The sequence below is a fragment of the Methylobacterium sp. 1A genome, assembly GCF_058072805.1.
In genome coordinates, this window is record NZ_JBYQVE010000001.1 from 3,491,139 (window position 1) to 3,509,579 (window position 18,441).

Below are 18,441 nucleotides of genomic sequence, written 5' to 3' on the forward strand. Positions count from 1 at the left end.
GCACGTCCCGTGTTTACTTGTTTCATGAACGACGTTCAATCAAATCCGGACGCGGTCCGGCCCGTCGTTCCCGCGAGGTGAACCGTGATGAGGACCCTCTCCTTCCTGATGCGCGGCGTGATCGCCGACAACGCCCAGGCGATCCACGACGCCCATGCCGTGACGATCCTGCGCCAGCAGATCCGGGACGCCGCCGGCGCCCTGGCGACCGCCCGGCGGGAACTCGCCGTCGCCATGGCCTACCACGCCGCCGAGGCGCGCGCCCTCGACGCCATCGGCACCCGCATCGACACCCTGTCGGACGGGGCGCGGCGGGCGCTCAGCGACGGGCGCGAGGATCTCGGGACCGAGGCGGCGATCCACATCGCCGCCCTGGAGGACGAGCGGGCCGACCGCCGGGCCGCCGCCGAGCGCTTCGCCGCGGAGGTCGAGCGGCTGAAGGGCCTGGTCGCGCAGGGCGGCGAGCGCCTGCGGGACCTCGACCGCGGGCTCCAGACCGCCCGCACCACCGAGGCGCTGCGGCGGGCCGGACTGGAGGGCCGCCGGGTCACGACCCTGTCGGCGGGGGCGCTCGGGGAGGCCGAGCGGACGCTGGCGCGCCTGCGCGAGCGGCAGGCGGCCGAGGCGGACGTCGCCGCCGCGCTGACCGCGCTCGAGGCCGAGGCCGCGGGCGGGATCGAGGCCGATCTCGAGGCGGCGGGCTACGGCCGCCCCCGCACCGACCCGCGGGCCGTGCTCGACCGCCTCAGGGCCGGCGCCTGACCGGCGCCGCACCGCTTCCCCTTCGATCATTCCTCAGGAGACCGCACCATGACACCGCAGATGCCCCATACCGGCGCCTGGAAGACCTTCACGCTGGTCAGCTTCGCCGTCGCCGCCGCCATGCTGACATTCGGCATCTTCTTCCTGCCCGCCGACATCTGGATCAAGGGCTACCTCGCTATGGCGTCGCTGTTCCTCACGGGCACGACCTTCACCCTGGCCAAGACCCTGCGCGACGAGCACGAGGCGAAGCGGCTGATCAACAAGATCGAGGACGCCGCCACGGAGCGCGTCCTGCGCGAGGTGGTGCCGGGCCGGCTCTGAGGCCCGGCAGGCCCGCGCCCCGACCCGGGCGGCGCGCGTCCGGGGTCGGGGAGGCGGCGCGCGGCGGAGCGCGGCACCTCCCCGGATCGCTCACGCCGCGGCGTCCAGGAACCCGGCCACGACCCGGGCGAATTCCGGGGTCCGCAGGTAGCCGTAGGATTTGTGCCGGTTCTCGGCACCGTCCGGCCTCCGGTAGGCGTTGATCACCGGTACGTCCCGCACCCGCACCCCGGCGGCGTTCGGCGCGTAGAGGGCCGCGAGGTCGTCGCCCACCGTGGCGATGTCCTGGCGATCCATCAGGTTGGTCCAGGCGGCGAGCGCCGCAGGCACCCGGAGGTCGCCGTGCTCGTCGGCGAGCTTCAGCTTCAATTCGGCGAGCCCGAGGGGCGCGCCGAGGGTGACGAGGTCGCAGCGGGGCATCGGCGTCCCGTCCGCCTCGGCGGCGCGCAGCACGTCGTAGGCGATCAGGCCGCCCATCGAGTGCGCGGCGATCAGCACGCGGTCCGCCGCGGCCGCCGCCAGGGCGTCGCGCAGGCGCGCCCGCGCCGCCGCCCGGAAGTCCGCGTCCTCGTAGTAGCCCCAGAGGTCGTCGAGGCGGTATTCCAGGATCAGGTCGTCCACCGGCGTCAGCCCGGCGGCCTCCTGCAGGTGCGACAGGCCGCGGTAGATCCGGTCGGTGAGGGTCGGCTCGGCGCGCTCCGGCTCCCCCGCCGGGGAGGGGAACGGCCCGAGGCCGTGATCGGGGCGGTAGGGCTCGCGGTTGCGGTCGCCCGCGAGCGGCTGCGGGTAGCGCAGGTCGGCCCAGTAGACGAAGGTGAAGGGCAGGTCGGGCTCCGCGACCCGGAGCCCGAGATTGCGGTCGAGCCCCTCGCGGATCGCGGCGCGCCACCAGGCGGCCTTCTCGTCCCGGGGCGGCTTGTTGGCGAGCCCGTGGATGCCGATGATGTGCGTCCGACCCAGTGTCCGCTCCCAGACCGAAGAGAGTGCCGGCCGGGCAAGATAGGGCCGCCCCGCGCGGACGGAACTGCGGCTTAGTTTCCGCGCGGCCCGCCGTCACGCCGCTGCCCTCCGCCGTCACCTGGCCGTCACCTCGCCGTCACGCCCGCCGATACCCCATTGCCACGCGGCCGCTCCGCCATAGCTGCGCTGCGGGAACCGGATCGGGCCCGGGGCCTTCTCCCACGACAGATGATCCTGCCGCGCTTGCGTCCCGGTCGCGCGGCCAATGACGAGGACGGTGGCCCGATGCGGCGCGCCCACAGCATGGATTTCGGGGCCGAGATGGTCGGGGGCGGCGTCCGCTTCGCCCTCTGGGCGCCCACCGCCCGGAGCGTCGACCTCGTCGTCGACGGCGTCGACCACCCGCTGCCCGAATCCGGCGGCGGCTGGCGCCGCACGGCCCTGCCCGGGGTGAAGCCCGGCGCCCGCTACGGCTTCCGCGTCGACGGCGACCTCGTCGTGCCCGATCCCGCCTCCCGCTTCCAGCCGGACGACGTCTCGGGCCTCAGCGAGGTGATCGACCCGCGGAGCTTCGAGTGGTCCGACGCGGGCTGGACCGGGCGGCCCTTCGAGGAGGCGGTGATCTACGAGTGCCATGTCGGCACCGCGACGCCGGAGGGCACCTATGCCGGCCTGCAGGCCCGGCTTCCCGACCTCAAGGCGCTCGGCGTCACCGCCCTCGAGCTGCTGCCGCTCGCCGACTTCAAGGGCTCGCGCAACTGGGGCTACGACGGCGTCCAGCCCTACGCGCCGGACGGCGCCTACGGTCGACCGGACGACCTCAAGCGCCTGATCGACGCCGCCCACGGGCTGGGCCTGATGGTCTATCTCGACGCGGTCTACAACCACTTCGGGCCGGCCGGGAACTACCTCCACGCCTATGCCGGGACGTTCTTCACCGAGCGCCACCAGACCCCCTGGGGCGCGGGCATCAACTTCGACGGCAAGGAGAGCGGCGCCACGGTGCGGCAGTTCTTCATCCAGAACGCCCTGTACTGGCTGGAGGAGTATCATTTCGACGGCCTGCGCTTCGACGCCGTCCACGCCATCCTCGACGATTCGCCCCGCCACTTCCTGGCCGAGCTCGGCGAGACGGTCCGGAGGATCTTCCCGAACCGGCAGATCCACCTGATGCTAGAGAACGAGGCCAACCAGGCCCGCTGGCTGGAGCGCGACGCCGCCGGGCGCCCGAAGATGCACGACGCCCAGTGGGCCGACGACCTGCACCATTGCTGGCACGTCCTGCTGACGGGCGAGGACGCCGGCTACTATAAAAGCTTTGCCGACAAACCGGTCGCCCACCTGGCCCGCTGCCTCGCCGAGGGCTTCGCCTACCAGGGCGAGCCCTTCCCGACGCTCGACAACCACCCGCGCGGCGAGCCCTCCGGGCACCTGCCACCCTCCGCCTTCGTGACCTTCCTGCAGAACCACGATCAGGTCGGCAACCGGGCGCTCGGCGAGCGGCTCAACCACCTCGCGGATCCCAAGAAACTCGACCTCGCCCGGGCCGGGCTCCTCCTGGCACCGCAGATCCCGATGCTCTGGATGGGCGAGGAATGGTCGGCCTCCGCGCCGTTCCTGTTCTTCGTCGACTTCGCGCCCGACGCGGACCTGAACAAGGCGGTGCGCGACGGCCGCCGCCGGGAGTTCAAGAGCTTCGCGGCCTTCGCGGACGACACCTCCAAGATCCCGGACCCGACCGAGGCCGAGACCTTCGCGGCCTCGAAGCTCGACTGGTCCGAGCGGGAGCGCTCGCCCCACCGCGAGGTGCTGGCCGAGACGACGCGGCTCCTGGGGCTGCGCCGCGACGTGGTCGTGCCCCTGGCGAAGTCCGGCTACGACGGCGCCGCCGCCGCGATGCCGCGCCCGGACGTGGTCGACTGCACGTGGCGCTTCGGCGCCGGCACCCTGCGCTTCGTCGCCAATGTCGGGACCGAACCCTTCGCGCTGGATCCGGGCGGTGCCCGGCCGGTCTGGACCAACGCCCCGGACGGGGCCGGACGCGATCTCCCGTCCTGGACGGGCGTGTTCCTGACGGAGTCCCGCGCGTGAGCCGCCTCGAGACACTCGCCGACCTCGTCGGCGTCGCCCCCGGCTACACCGACGCCTTCGGCCAGCCCGTCGAGACGTCGCTGGAGGTGCGCCGCGGCCTGCTGGCGGCCCTCGGCTTCGCGGTGGAGGACGAGGCGGCGATCGCCGCGAGCCTCGCGGAGGTCGAGCGCCTGCGCCGCGGCCTGATCCCGCCGCTCCTGCCGGTGGAGGCCCGCCGGGCCGCCCGGGTGCCGGTGCGCCCGCAGGACGGCGCGCCCCACACCCTGGTCTGGCGCCTCGTCGACGAGCGCGGCGCCGCTCGTGAGGGCCGGGCCAACCCGCAGGGGTCGGAGCCCGGCTTCGAGCTGCCGCCGCTGACCCCGGGCTATCACCGCCTCACCGTCCAGGCCGGGCAGACCCGCACCGAATCCTGGGTGATCGCCGCGCCGCAGCGCTGCTGGCGCCCGCGGCCCTACACGGAGGAGGGCGCCTCCGACTGGGGCATGGCCGCCCAGCTCTACGGCCTGCGCTCGGCCACCAATATCGGCATCGGCACCTACGCGGATGCCGGCGAGGCCGCCCGCGAGGCCGCCCTGCGCGGGGCGGCGTTCTTGGGGCTCAGCCCGGTCCACGCCCTGTTCGGCTCCGACCGGACCAAGATCTCGCCCTACTCGCCCTCCTCGCGGCTGTTCTTGGAGACGCTGTTCATCGCCCCGCGCAGCCTGCCGGGGCTCGCGGGCTCCCGGGCCGAGGCGCTGCTCGCCGAGCGCGCGGACGCGATCACGGCTTTGCGCGAGGCCGCCCTCGTCGACCACCAGGGCGTCCACGACGTGCTCGACCCGGTGCTCCGGGCGCTCTGGGCCGAGTCGCCGGCCCGGGCCGGCACCGACGCGGGCTTCGAGCAGTTCCGCCAGGAGGGCGGGGAGGATCTCGAAGCGCACGCCCTGTTCGAGGCGCTGTCCGAGCATTTCCGGGGGCAGGGGGCGCACTGGCTGGGCGACTGGCCGGAGGCGTATCGCCGCGCCGGCACGGAGGCGGTCCGAGCCTTCGCGGCGGAGAACGCGGACCTCGTCGGCTACCACGCGTGGCTGCAGTACCTCGCCGACCGGCAGCTCGCCGAGGCCTCCGCGGCGGCGCTCGGGGCCGGCATGCGGGTCGGGCTCTACCGCGACCTCGCGGTCGGCGCCGACCGGGGCGGCTCCGAGATCTGGTCGCATCCCGAGCGCTTCGCCGACAAGGTGTCGATCGGCGCGCCGCCGGACCTGCTCGCACCGAAGGGCCAGAACTGGGGCCTGCCGGCCTTCGATCCGCTGGCGATGGAGCGCGACGGGCTCGCGGCCTTCCGGGCCCTGGTCCAGGCCAACATGCGCCACGCCGGCGCGATCCGGATCGACCACGCCTTCCAGCTCGCCCGCCTGTTCCTGATCCCGCTGGGGGCGGGGGCTCAGGCCGGCGCCTACGTGGCCATGCCGTTCGAGCCGATGCTGGCGGTGCTGCGGCTGGAGAGCCACCGCAACAAGTGCCTCGTCATCGCGGAGGATCTCGGCACGGCGCCGGAAGGCTTCTCCGACGCGCTGATGCGGGCCGGGGTGCTGAGCTACCGGATCCTCGCCTTCGAGCGCGAGGCCGACGGACGCTTCAAGCCGCCCTCGGCCTACCCGCGGGACGCGCTCACCGCCATCACCACCCACGACCTGCCGACCTTCGTCGGCTGGTGGCGCGGGGTCGACACCGACACCCGCCAGTCGCTCGGCCTCTACGATCAGGAGCGGGCCGAGGTCGAGCGGGGCGAGCGCGTCGTCGAGCGCCGCCGCCTCGCCGAGGCGCTGGCGGCCGAGCAGCTGCTGCCCTCCGCCGAGCCGCCGGATTCCGCGCCCTTCGAGGCCGCCGCCCGCTACCTCGCCCGCGCGCCCGCGATGCTCACCGCCGTCCAGTACGAGGACGTGGTCTCGGAACTCGCCCAGGCCAACGTGCCCGGCTCGACCGAGGGCTACCCGAACTGGCGGCGCAAGCTCGACCGGGATCTCGTGGACATCGCCGCCCCCGGCGGGCCGCTGGCGAAGCTCGCGGCGTCCCTCTCGGCCGAGGCGCGGGGCCCGCGCTCGGGCGCCGCGCGGCTCGCCGCGCCGCCGCCGCGCGCGACCTACCGGCTGCAGTTCCACAAGGACTTCACCTTCGCGGATGCGGGCCGGATCGTCCCCTACCTGCACCGGCTCGGGATCAGCCACGTCTACGCCTCGCCGCTCCAGAAGGCGCGGCCCGGCTCGACCCACGGCTACGACATCGTCGATCACGGCGCGATCAACCCGGAGCTCGGCGGCGAGGAGGGCTTCATCGCGCTCTCCGAGACGCTCCACGCCCACGGGATCAAGCTCCTGCTCGACATCGTCCCGAACCACATGGGCGTCGGCGGGGCCGACAATCCGTGGTGGCTCTCGGTGCTCGAATGGGGCTCCCTGTCGCCCTTCGCCGACGCCTTCGACATCGACTGGCAGCGGCTCGGGGCCGGGCGCAACCTCGTGATCCCGTTCCTGGGCGACCGCTATGGCGAGGCCCTGGAGAAGGGCACGCTGGAATTGAAGTTCGACCCCGAGAAGGGCGCCTTCAGCGTCTGGCACTACGAGCACCAGCTGCCGATCCGGCCCCTGAGCTACCCGACCATCCTCAACCGGGTGATCGCCGCGATCGGGGCGGTGGACGACGACACCACGGCGGAGCTGCTCGCCATCTCCGAGCGGCTGCGGGCGATGTCGATCGATCCCGACGAGACCCGCCGCAGAGGGTTTCCGGACGAGGCCGAGGGGCTGAAGCGCCGGCTCGCCGAGATCTACGGCGTGTCGCCGCTGATCCAGGAGGCCACCACCAGCACGCTGGCGCTGCTCAACGGCTTCAAGGGCCGCCCGGACAGTTTCGGGCCGCTGCACCGGCTCCTGGAGGCCCAGGCCTACCGGCTCGCCCACTGGCGGGTGGCGTCGAGCGACATCAACTACCGCCGCTTCTTCGACGTGAACTCCCTGGCGGGGTTGCGGGTCGAGCTCTCCGACATCTTCCACCGCTCCCACGAGACCGTGTTCCGGCACGTCCGCGAGGGCCGGATCGACGGCCTGCGCATCGACCATATCGACGGCCTCGCCGACCCGCTGGGCTACGCAAGGGCGCTCCAGGCGGCCGTCGGCCCCGGCTTCTACGTGGTCGTGGAGAAGATCCTGGAGCCCGGCGAGCGGCTGCGGCCCTGGCCGGTGGCCGGGACCACGGGCTACGACGTGCTCAACCAGCTCGACGGCATCCTCGTCGACAAGGGGAAGCGCGGGAAGGTCGAGCGGCTCTACACCTGGGCCACGGGCTTCGACGAGCCCTACGGCTTCCAGCTCCGCGCCGCCAAGGCCGAGATCCTGGAGATCAGCTTCGCGAGCGAGCTGGAGGTGCTGACCACCGACCTCAAGGAGGTCGCCGACGCCGACCGGCGCACCCGCGACTTCACCGTCAACGCGCTCCGCCGGGCGCTGATCGAGATCATCGCGCGCTTCCCGACCTACCGGAGCTACCTGCCGTCGGATCTGGAGGAGGGCGAGGTCGAGCCCGAGGATGTCCGCCTGATCGAGGGCGCCGTCGCCAAGGCCAAGCGCTGGTCGAGCCTGCCGGACCGCTCGGTCCACGACTTCGCCGCCGACGTCCTGCTCGGTCGGGTCGAGACGGCGGGCCCCGGCCGGCCGGACCCGCGGGTGGTGCTGCGCTTCCGCCGCCGGTTCCAGCAGCTCACCGGCCCGGTCATGGCCAAGAGCCTGGAGGACACGCTGTTCTACCGCTACGCCTGTCTCCTCGGCCTCAACGAGGTCGGCGGCGATCCGGGCGAGTACGGGATCGACGCGGAGCACTTCCACGATCTGCAGATCGCCCGCGCCCGGGACTGGCCGAGCGCCATGATCACCACCGCGACCCACGACACCAAGCGGGGCGAGGATGCCCGCACGCGGCTGCTCGCCCTCTCGGAGATCCCCGAGGAATGGGCCAAGGCCTGGGACTTGTGGCAGCGGGTCGCCGGCCCGCACCTCGCCCGGATCGACGGCGAGCCGGCCCCGGACGCCAACGACCAGTGGATGTTCTTCCAGGCGATCCTGGGCGCCTGGCCGCTGGAGCTTCTGGAGCGGGACGAGGCCGGGGCGATCGCGGAGTTCCGGGACCGGCTGATCGCCTACGGCGAGAAGGCCATGCGGGAGGGCAAGCGCCGGTCGAGCTGGGTCAACGTCGACGAGGTCTACGAGGGCGCGGTCAAGCGGCTGTTCACGGCGCTGATCGCCCCGGGCTCGGATTTCCTGAGCGCGCTCAGGCCCTTCGCCCGGCGTCTCGCCCATCTCGGCATGCTGGCGAGCCTCGGCCGGACGGTTCTGAAATGCACCCTGCCGGGCCTGCCCGACACCTACCAGGGCACCGAGATCTGGGACTTCTCCTTCGTCGACCCCGACAACCGCCGCCCGGTGGACTACCCGGCGCTGGAACGGATGCTGGAGGAGGGCGGGGCGCCCGCGGAGCTGCTGGGCCACTGGCCGGACGGGCGGGTCAAGCAGGCGACGCTGACGCGGCTCCTCGCCGAGCGGGCCGAGCGCCCGGACTTCTACGCCAGCGCCGCCTACGAGCCCGTCGCGGCCACCGGCGCCCGGGCCGACCACGTCATCGCCTACCGGCGGACCGACCCCGTCCAAGAGGGCGGCGACCTGTTCGTGGCGGTGCCGCGGCTGGTGGCGGGCTTCGTCGGGGAAGCCGTCTGGTCGGGCGAGGCCTTTGCCGGCACCCGGGTCGATCTCGGGGCGGGGACGCGCTGGCGGGACCTCGCCTCGGGGCGGGTGGTGGAGGGGGAGGGGGCCGATCTCGGCGCTCTCCTGCGCGACCTCCCCTACGCGGTGCTGCGGCGGGAACCGTGACCGCGCCGTCATCGCGAGCGGAGCGAGGCGACCCAGGGCAGCGCGACCTGGATCAGCGTGGCGCCGCTCGCAGAGACGGCGGCGGTCCGGGCGCGTCTTCCGGTGGCCCCTCCGCAGCCCTGTCACGCGACTCTGCTGAGACACGTCGGACCGGATCGCGCGGCACAGCCCGGCGGTTCGGGCGTTACGACACTGGGAACGGGAGCCGAGAGGCAGCATGAACGCACCGACCAAAGCCGCTGCGACGTCCGGGGCCGCGGCCGTCCTGACGGCCGCGCTGGCCCCCCGGGCCGAGGGGCCGCGGATCTACAACCTGTTCCCGCTCCTGGTCGGGCGCGTCTCGGACTGGACGGCCGAGTTGCCGCGGATCGCCGCCCTCGGCTTCGACTGGGTCTACCTCAACCCGTTCCACCAGACCGGCGGCTCGCGGAGCCTCTACGCGGTCGCCGATCCCGAGCGCCTGGACGAGCGGTTCCGCGACCCCGACGGCACGCCCGACGACGAGCAGATCCGCCGCTTCTGCACCGCCGCCGCGGCTCTGGGCCTGTCGGTGATGACCGACCTCGTGATCAACCACACCGCCGACAACGCCCGGCTCGCCACCGAGCGGCCCGACCTGTTCATGAAGGAGCCCGACGGCTCGATCATGCACCCGGCCGCCGTCGACCCGGACGACCCGTCGATCCGCACCGTCTGGGGCGACCTGGCCGAGCTCGACTACCACACCCCCTCCGCCCGGGACGAACTCACCCGGATCTGGGGCGCCTACGTGGCGCATCTCCAGGGCCTCGGCGTGAAGGGCTTCCGGTGCGACGCCGCCTACAAGGTGCCGCCGGAGACCTGGCGGGTGCTGATCGGGCAGGCCAAGAGCCAAGACCCCGCCTGCCTGTTCGCCGCCGAGACCTTGGGCTGCACCTTCGAGGAGGCCCGGGCCACGGCCGGCGCCGGCTTCGACTACCTGTTCAACTCCTTCGCGTGGTGGGACCTGAGGAAGCCCTGGGCGCTCGAGCAGTACGAGCGCCTGCGGGTGCTGGCCCCCTCGATCGCCTTCCCCGAGAACCACGACATGACGCGGCTCGCCGCCGAGATCGGCGGCGGCCCGGAGGCGGTGGCGGCGCATCTGCGCACCCGCTACGCGCTCGCGGCCTTCTTCTCGGCCGGCGTGCTCATGCCGATCGGCTACGAGTGGGGCTACCGGCGGGCGCTGCACGTGGTCGAGACCACGCCGCGCGACCGCGAGAACGAGACCGGCATCGACATCTCCGGCTCCATTCGGGCCATCAATGCCCTGCGGGCGGAGCTGCCGGCCGCCAATGTCGAGGGCGCGCAGATCCGCATCTCGGCCCCCGACAGCGATCTGGTGGCGCTCGCCCGCTTCGACACCGGACACCCGGCCTCGGCGCAGCACGGGCTGATCGTGCTCTACAACCCGACCGACAAGCCGGTGCCGGTGGAGGCCGGGTCGCTCATCGCCCGCACCGGCGGGATGCTCGGCGCCTTCGTCGACCGGACCCCGGAGGCCGAGCCGATCGCGTTCCATCCCGGCAGCGCCATCGACCTGATGCCGGGCGAGTTGCGCATCCTCGCGGCCAGCGCCCAGGAGGTCGCCCGCCAGCCGGCGCGCGGCACCCCGGACGGGGAGGGAAGGGTGGTGATCGAGGCGGTCAGCCCCGAGATCGACGGCGGTCGCTCGGCGGTGAAGCGGATCGTCGGCGAGTCCCTGCGGGTCGAGGCCGACATCTTCTCCGACGGCCACGAGATCATCGACGCCGCGATCCTGTCGCGGGTCGCCGGCACCGAGGCGTCTGGAGGCGAGACTTGGCGCGAGGACCCGATGGTCTTCGTCGACAACGACCGCTGGGCCGGGCACTTCCCCCTGGAGCGGAACGCCCGCTACGAGTTCACCCTGATCGCGTGGCGCGACGCGTTCTCGTCCTGGGTGCGCGACACCCTGAAGAAGCGCGCCGCCGGCGTCGACGTGCGGCTCGAGACGATCGAGGGCGTGGCGCTCGTCGGGACCGCGGCCTCGCTCGCCCGGACCCGCGGCGGCCGCGACGCCGAGCGCCTCGCCGCGCTGGTGGCGGCGCTCGCTGCCGAGGAGACCGGCTCGGCGGCCCAGCTCGACCGGATTCTCGCCCCCGACGCGGCGAGCCTCGTGCGCCGGAACGCCGAGCGGGTGAACCTGACCCGCTATCCGGTGACCCTGCCGGTGATCGCCGACCGCCTCGCGGCCCGGTTCTCCGCCTGGTACGAGATCTTCCCGCGCTCCCAGTCGATGGACGTGAACCGCCACGGCACCTTCGACGACGTGATCCGGCGCCTGCCCGAGATCCGCGAGCTCGGCTTCGACGTCCTCTACTTCACGCCGATCCACCCCGTGGGCCGCACGAACCGCAAGGGGAAGAACAACACCCTCAAGGCCGAGCCCGGCGATGTCGGCTCGGTCTACGCGGTGGGCGCCGAGGAGGGCGGCCACGAGGCCGTGCATCCCGACCTCGGCACGCTCGCGGATTTCGAGCGGCTGGTCGCGGCGAGCCACGCCTACGGCATGGAGATCGCCCTCGACTTCGCGATCCAGTGCTCGCCGGACCATCCCTGGATCAAGAACCACCCGGAATGGTTCGAGTGGCGCCCCGACGGCACCCTGAAATTCGCCGAGAACCCGCCGAAGAAGTACGAGGACATCTCGAACGTCCACTTCTACGGGGGCGCCCTGCCCTCGCTCTGGATCGAGCTGCGCGACATCCTGCTCGGCTGGTGCGCGCGCGGCGTGCGCATCTTCCGGGTCGACAACCCGCACACCAAGCCGATCCCGTTCTGGGAATGGGTGATCGGCGAGGTCAACGGCCGCTACCCGGACGCGATCTTCCTCGCAGAGGCCTTCACCCGGCCGAAGATGATGAAGAAGCTCGCCAAGGCCGGCTACCAGCAGAGCTACACCTACTTCACGTGGCGCAACACCAAGCAGGAGCTCACCGACTACGCCCTGGAGCTGGCCGGCGAGATGGGCGAGTACTACCGCCCGAACTTCTTCGCCAACACGCCCGACATCAACCCGTACTTCCTCCAGACCAGCGGGCGGGCGGGGTTCGTCATCCGCGGCACGCTCGCCGCGACCCTGTCGTCGGTCTACGGCATCTACAACGGCTTCGAGCTGTGCGAGGCCGCGCCGTACCCGGGCAAGGAGGAGTATCTCAACTCCGAGAAATACGAGCTGAAGGCCTGGGACTACGACCGGCCGGGCAACATCCGCGAGCACATCGTCAAGCTCAACAGGATCCGGCGCGAGAATCCCGCTCTCTGGGATTTCCGCAACGTGACCTTCACGGGCGCCTGGAACGACAACATCATCGCCTACGCCAAGGCGACGCCGGAGCGCGACAACTGCGTCTACACCATGGTCAACCTCGACCCGAAGAACCGCCAGGAATGCACCTACGAGGTGCCGCTCTGGCTGTTCGGCCTGCCCGACGACGGCGCCGTCGAGGTCGAGGACCTGCTCCAGGGCTACACGTTCGAGTTGCGCGGCAAGACCCACCGCATCGCCCTCGATCCGGCCGAGCGATCCTGCGTGATCTGGCGCCTCCGGGCGCCGCGGCGGGTTGCGGGCTGAGGCCGCGCGTGGCACTCGGCCATGGCCCTTGAATGCGGCGGCGGGAATTCCCGTCGCCGACCCTCGCACCCGCGCGGCGGCCCGCCGCCCGCGCCCCGGCCGGGTCCCCCGCCGGTCCCGTCAGACTCGACCGATGAGGCAGCGACGCGATGATCGATCGCAGCGACCCGCAATGGTACCGTGACGCCATCATCTACCAGATCCACGTCAAGTCGTTCTTCGACTCGAACAACGACGGGATCGGGGATTTCGAGGGCCTGACCCAGCGCCTCGACTACGTGCGCGATCTCGGCGTGACGGCGATCTGGCTGATGCCGTTCTATCCCTCGCCGCTGCGCGACGACGGCTACGACATCGCCGATTACCGGGACATCAACCCGTCTTACGGGACCATGGAGGACTTCAAGGCCTTCGTGGAGGCGGCGCACGAGCGCGGTCTGCGGGTCATCACCGAGCTCGTCATCAACCACACCTCGGACCAGCACCCCTGGTTCCAGGCCGCCCGCGAGGCCCCTCCCGGCTCGCCCGAGCGCGACTTCTACGTCTGGTCGGACACCGACGAGCCGTACAAGGACACGCGGATCATCTTCCTCGACACCGAGGCGTCGAACTGGACCTGGGACCCGGTCGCCAAGCAGTATTTCTGGCACCGGTTCTACAGTCACCAGCCGGATCTCAACTTCGACAACCCGAAGGTGCTGGAAGCGGTCATCGACGTGATGCGCTACTGGCTCGACATGGGCGTCGACGGCCTGCGGCTCGACGCGATCCCCTACCTGATCGAGCGCGACGGCACGAACTGCGAGAACCTCGCCGAGACCCACGACGTCATCAAGGCGATCCGCGCCGCGCTGGACGCGAGCTACCCCGACCGGATGCTGCTCGCCGAGGCCAACCAGTGGCCCGAGGAGACCGCGCAGTATTTCGGCGACGGCGACGAGTGCCACATGGCGTTCCATTTCCCGCTGATGCCGCGGATGTACATGGCGATCGCCCGGGAGGACCGGCACCCGATCACCGACATCATGCGCCAGACCCCGGAGATCCCGGAGGGCTGCCAGTGGGCGATCTTCCTGCGCAACCACGACGAGCTGACGCTCGAGATGGTCACGGCCGAGGAGCGTGACTACCTCTGGTCGTTCTACGCCGCCGAGCGGCGCGCCCGGATCAACCTCGGCATCCGCCGACGCCTCGCGCCGCTCCTCGAGAACGACCGTCGCAAGATCGAGCTGATGAAGTCCCTCGTCCTGTCGATGCCCGGCACGCCGGTGCTCTACTACGGCGACGAGGTCGGCATGGGCGACAACATCTACCTCGGCGACCGCGACGGCGTGCGCACGCCGATGCAGTGGTCGCCCGACCGCAACGGCGGCTTCTCCCGGGCGAATCCCCAGAAGCTGTTCCTGCCGGCGATCCAGGACCCGATCTACGGGTTCGACGCGATCAACGTCGAGGCGCAGACCCAGGCCCAGACGAGCCTGCTGAACTGGACGCGGCGCATGATCGCGATCCGCAACAACAGCGTCGCGCTGGGGCGCGGCACCATCCAGTTCCTGTACCCGTCGAACCGGAAGGTGCTCGCCTGGATCCGCGAGCACGAGGACGAGCGGATCCTGTGCGTGGCGAACCTGTCGCGCGCGCCGCAGGCGGTGCAGCTCGACCTGTCGGAGCTGCGCACCGCGGTGCCGATCGAGCTGACCGGTGGCACCGAGTTCCCGCCGATCGGCGACCTGCCCTACCTGCTGACCCTGCCGTCCTACGGCTTCTACTGGTTCTCCTTGAGCGCCGCCCGGTCGGGGGTGATCGGCCCGCAGCAGGAGCCGCCCGAGCTGTTCACCCTCGTGCTCACCGGCGGGATCGAGACCCTGATGAGCGGGCGCGAGCGCGTCGCCTTCGAGCGCACCGTGGTGCCGCCGTTCCTGACGAGCCGGCGCTGGTTCGGCGCCAAGGGCTCGCGGATCAAGGCCACGAAGGTCGTCGACTGCGCCGCCCTGAAGGACGTCGACGGCAGCGCACGCTTCCTGCTGCCGCGGCTGCAGGTGCAGCTCGCCAGCGGCGAGACCCAGGAATACTTCGTGCCCGTGGGCGTCGAGGAGGGCCGCGAGGACGAGACCCTCATGCCCTTCGCGGTGGCGCGGGTGCGCCGGGGGCCGCGCACCGGCCTGCTCTACGGGGCGGCCGGCTCCAACGACTTCGCCGCCTGCCTGATCGACGACATGCGGCAGGCCCGCGAGATCCCCACGGAGACCGGGCGGCTCGTCTTCGCCGTCACCTCGGCCTTCGACCCGGACGTCACGGTCGACGTGGCCGACATCCGCCGGCTCTCGGGCGAGCAGAGCAACACCTCGATCGCCATCGGCTCGAAGATGATGCTCAAGCTGCTGCGCCGCCTGCAGCCGGGCCTGCATCCCGAGATCGAGGTCGGGCGCTTCCTCACCGAGAAGGCGGGGTTCTCGAATACACCCGCCCTGCTCGGCACCCTGGAGCATGTCGCCGAGGACGGCACCCGGACCGCCCTGGCGGTCCTGCAGAAGTTCGTGATGAACCAGGGCGACGCCTGGACCCTGATGCTGGAGGGCCTGCGCCGGGACTTCGAGACCGTGGTGCTCACGCCCGAGAGCGAGGCCGCGACCCCCGAGGAGGCGTTCCAGGCCCACCGGCCCTGGGCCGACCTGCTCGGCCGGCGCACCGCCGAGCTGCACGCGGCGCTCGCCATCGAGACCGACGACCCGGCCTTCGCGGCCGAGCCGTTCACCGGGGACGACCTCGCCGTGCTGGCGCGCGACGCCCGCCACCAGGCCGAGCGCGCCTTCCGGGCGCTCAAGGGCCTCGCCGACCGCGGCCTCGACGCCGGCAAGCCGGCCTGCGCGGAGCTCGGCCAGCGCCGGGGCGAGGTCGAGGCGCTGATCGCCGCGCTCACCGAAGCGCCGGTCCGGGGCGCCCACAAGACCCGCATCCACGGCGACTACCATCTGGGCCAGGTGCTGGTCGCCGAGAACGACCTGATCATCGTCGACTTCGAGGGCGAGCCCTCGCGCCCGGCCGACGAGCGCCGGGCCAAGTCGATGCCCCTGCGGGACGTCGCCGGGCTGATGCGCTCCTTCGCGTACGGCGCCGAGACGGTGATCCGGGAGATCACCGCACGGTTCGCCGATTCGGAGGAGCGGGCGCGGGACGCGGCGACCGCGTGGCGCGGCATGATCGAGGCGGCGTTCCTCGCCGGCTACGAGACCGCGGTCGAGGGCTCCCGGGCGGCGGTGACCGATCCGGAGAGCCGGACCCGTCTGCTGCGCCTCTGCCTGCTGACCAAGGCGCTCTACGAGGTCGACTACGAGGCCAACAACCGGCCGGACTGGATCGAAATCCCCGCCCGTGGGGTTCTCACCATTCTGGACACGGACGGACACGAGCCCGGAGCAACTGTATGACGGCGATCGACGAGACCTTCGCACGACGGGCCGACCCGGGCGCGGGGACGGCGCGGACCGCGGATGTCCCGGGCTCCGGCGCCGCGCAGCCGCCGAGCGTCCACCCGGACGCGATCGCCGCGCTGATGGCCGCCAACCACGGCGACCCCTTCGCGGTGCTCGGGCCCCACCGGGTCGGGCCGAAGGCCTGGGAGGTGCGCGCCGTGCTGCCCGAGGCGCGGGCCGCCACCCTGGTGATGGACGGCCGCACCGCGCCCTTCGAGAAGCGCCATCCGGACGGGTTCTGGGTCGCGAAGGCCGAGGGCGAGCACCGGCCCCTCTACGAGATCGAGGTCGAGTCCTGGGACGGGACGAAGCGCCGCCGCTACGACCCCTACGGCTTCGGCTCCTCGATCGAGCAGTACGACGTGGCGGCGCTCCGCGAGGTCGGCACCAACCTCGTCTACCGGATGCTCGGCGCCCAGTTGGGGCAGCTCGACGGCATCGACGGCTTCCGCTTCGCCGTCTGGGCGCCCAACGCCCGCAAGGTCAGCGTCGTCGGCGACTTCAACGACTGGGACGGGCGGCGCCACCCGATGCGCCTCTGGCAGGACGGCGGCATCTGGGAGCTGTTCGTGCCGGGCCTCAAGGCCGGCGTGCGCTACAAGTTCGAGATCCGCGGCCCCGACGGATCCCTGGTCCCGCTCAAGGCCGACCCGGTCGCCTTCGCGGCCCAGCACCCGCCGGAGACCGCCTCGGTCACCCACGGGTCGAGCGACTTCGACTGGCGCGATTCCGGCTGGATGAGCACCCGCGGCGCCAAGGACCCGCGCCACGCGGCGATCTCGATCTACGAGGTCCATCTCGGCTCCTGGGCGCGGGTGCCCGAGGAGGGCAACCGCTACCTCACCTACAAGGAACTCGGCGACCGGCTGATCCCCTACGTCAAGGATCTGGGCTTCACCCATATCGAGATGCTGCCGATCACCGAGTTCCCGTTCGACGGGTCCTGGGGCTACCAGCCGGTCTCGCTCTTCGCGCCGACGAGCCGCTTCGGAAGCCCTGAGGACTTCGCGGCCTTCGTGGACGCGGCCCACGAGGCCGGCATCGGCGTGCTGCTCGACTGGGTGCCGGGCCACTTCCCGCTCGACGCCCACGGGCTCGGCCTGTTCGACGGCACCCACCTCTACGAGCACGCCGACCCGCGCCAGGGCTTCCACCAGGACTGGGGCACCTACATTTACAATTTCGGGCGGACCGAGGTCGCGACGTTCCTCGCCGCCAACGCCCGGTTCTGGCTGGAGCACTACCACCTCGACGGCCTGCGCGTGGACGCCGTGGCGTCGATGCTCTACCTCGACTACTCGCGCCGCCAGGGCGAGTGGATCCCGAACCGCTACGGCGGCAACGAGAACCTCGACGCCATCGACTTCCTGCGCAAGACCAACGAGGCGACCTACAGCCACGCCCCGGGGACGATCACGGTGGCGGAGGAATCGACCTCCTGGCCGGGCGTCTCGCACCCGACCTACACGGGCGGCCTCGGCTTCGGCTTCAAGTGGAACATGGGCTGGATGCACGACACCCTGCATTTCATGCAGGAGGATCCGATCCATCGCCGCTACCACCACCACAACCTGACCTTCGGGCTGCTCTACGCCTTCTCGGAGAATTTCATCCTGCCGCTCTCCCACGACGAGGTCGTGCACGGGAAGGGCTCGCTGCTCGGCAAGATGCCGGGCGACCGCTGGCAGAAATTCGCGAATCTCCGGGCCTATTACGGCTTCATGTGGGGGCATCCCGGCAAGAAGCTGCTGTTCATGGGCGGCGAGTTCGGCCAAGAGCGGGAGTGGAACCACGACAGCAGCCTGGACTGGCACCTCCTGGACGATCCCCTGCACAAGGGCGTCCAGAGCGTGATCCGCGACCTGAACCGGCTCTACGTCTCGACCCCGGCCCTCTACGGCCGCGACGTCGAGCATACCGGCTTCCAGTGGCTGGTGGCGGACGACCAGGACAACAGCGTCATCGCCTGGGCCCGCAAGGGTGCCAAGCCCGGCGAGGTGGCGATCGTGGTGTCGAACTTCACGCCGGTGCCGCGCGAGGGCTACCGGATCGGCGTGCCGCAGGCGGGTTTCTATCGCGAGGCGTTCAACTCGGATGCCGGGGTCTACGGTGGGTCCAACCTGGGCAACCAGGGCGGCCGCCACACCGACGATCAGGCGAGCCACGGCCAGGGTCAGAGCCTGTCGCTGACCCTGCCGCCGCTCGCCACGATGATCTTCCTGCTGGAGGGGTGAGGGGCCGCGCGGCGGAACCCGGGATCCGGACCCGCCGGCGCGCCGCGTTCCGCGCCGACAGCGGGTCCGGATCCCGCCTCCGATGA

General features: G+C 71.7%; 8 protein-coding genes. 7 read left to right on the forward strand and 1 reads right to left on the reverse strand.

Annotated features, from left to right (window positions below):
* The first annotated feature begins 87 nt into the window (after positions 1-87).
* Positions 88-762: a PspA/IM30 family protein gene (locus tag ACX9MN_RS16985; protein WP_020093330.1), complete on the forward strand. Its 675-nt coding sequence runs from the start codon at positions 88-90 to the stop codon at positions 760-762.
* Positions 763-810: 48 nt separating this feature from the next.
* Positions 811-1,086 carry a YiaA/YiaB family inner membrane protein gene (locus tag ACX9MN_RS16990; RefSeq protein ID WP_020093331.1) on the forward strand — a complete coding sequence of 92 codons (276 nt, stop codon included), beginning with the start codon at positions 811-813 and terminating at the stop codon, positions 1,084-1,086.
* A gap of 90 nt (positions 1,087-1,176) precedes the next feature.
* Here the strand turns inward: ACX9MN_RS16990 and ACX9MN_RS16995 are convergent, their stop codons facing one another.
* Positions 1,177-1,707: a hypothetical protein gene (locus tag ACX9MN_RS16995; RefSeq protein WP_419545403.1), complete on the reverse strand. Its 531-nt coding sequence runs from the start codon at positions 1,705-1,707 to the stop codon at positions 1,177-1,179.
* 624 nt (positions 1,708-2,331) lie between these two features.
* On the opposite strand from ACX9MN_RS16995, the gene treZ reads away from it, so the two are divergent.
* The 5 genes from treZ to glgB all read left to right on the forward strand — a co-directional run bounded on the left by treZ (position 2,332) and on the right by glgB (position 18,355).
* On the forward strand, positions 2,332-4,137 hold the full coding sequence (treZ, locus tag ACX9MN_RS17000) for a malto-oligosyltrehalose trehalohydrolase (protein WP_482960156.1): 1,806 nt from the start codon (positions 2,332-2,334) through the stop codon (positions 4,135-4,137).
* The gene (locus tag ACX9MN_RS17005) at positions 4,134-9,035 is read left to right on the forward strand and encodes a malto-oligosyltrehalose synthase (RefSeq protein ID WP_489724983.1); all 4,902 of its coding nucleotides are present in this window, start codon (positions 4,134-4,136) and stop codon (positions 9,033-9,035) included. Before treZ ends, ACX9MN_RS17005 begins: the two co-directional genes overlap by 4 nt.
* A gap of 217 nt (positions 9,036-9,252) precedes the next feature.
* Positions 9,253-12,648, forward strand: a complete 3,396-nt coding sequence (locus ACX9MN_RS17010) for a maltotransferase domain-containing protein (protein ID WP_489724984.1) — start codon at positions 9,253-9,255, stop codon at positions 12,646-12,648.
* Between the two features lie 149 nt (positions 12,649-12,797).
* On the forward strand, positions 12,798-16,076 hold the full coding sequence (treS, locus tag ACX9MN_RS17015) for a maltose alpha-D-glucosyltransferase (RefSeq protein ID WP_489724985.1): 3,279 nt from the start codon (positions 12,798-12,800) through the stop codon (positions 16,074-16,076).
* Complete coding sequence (gene glgB / locus ACX9MN_RS17020) at positions 16,073-18,355, forward strand: 1,4-alpha-glucan branching protein GlgB (RefSeq protein ID WP_489724986.1); 2,283 nt, start codon at positions 16,073-16,075, stop codon at positions 18,353-18,355. The genes treS and glgB overlap by 4 nt, the downstream gene beginning before the upstream one ends.
* The last annotated feature ends 86 nt before the right edge of the window (positions 18,356-18,441 follow it).

Excerpts from the sequence above, each read along its gene's own strand:
- ACX9MN_RS16985 (WP_020093330.1), top strand. The coding sequence starts at position 88 with ATGAGGACCCTCTCCTTCCTGATGCGCGGCGTGATCGCCGACAACGCC.
- ACX9MN_RS16990 (WP_020093331.1), top strand. The coding sequence starts at position 811 with ATGACACCGCAGATGCCCCATACCGGCGCCTGGAAGACCTTCACGCTG.
- treZ (WP_482960156.1), top strand. The coding sequence starts at position 2,332 with ATGCGGCGCGCCCACAGCATGGATTTCGGGGCCGAGATGGTCGGGGGC.
- ACX9MN_RS17010 (WP_489724984.1), top strand. The coding sequence starts at position 9,253 with ATGAACGCACCGACCAAAGCCGCTGCGACGTCCGGGGCCGCGGCCGTC.
- treS (WP_489724985.1), top strand. The coding sequence starts at position 12,798 with ATGATCGATCGCAGCGACCCGCAATGGTACCGTGACGCCATCATCTAC.
- glgB (WP_489724986.1), top strand. The coding sequence starts at position 16,073 with ATGACGGCGATCGACGAGACCTTCGCACGACGGGCCGACCCGGGCGCG.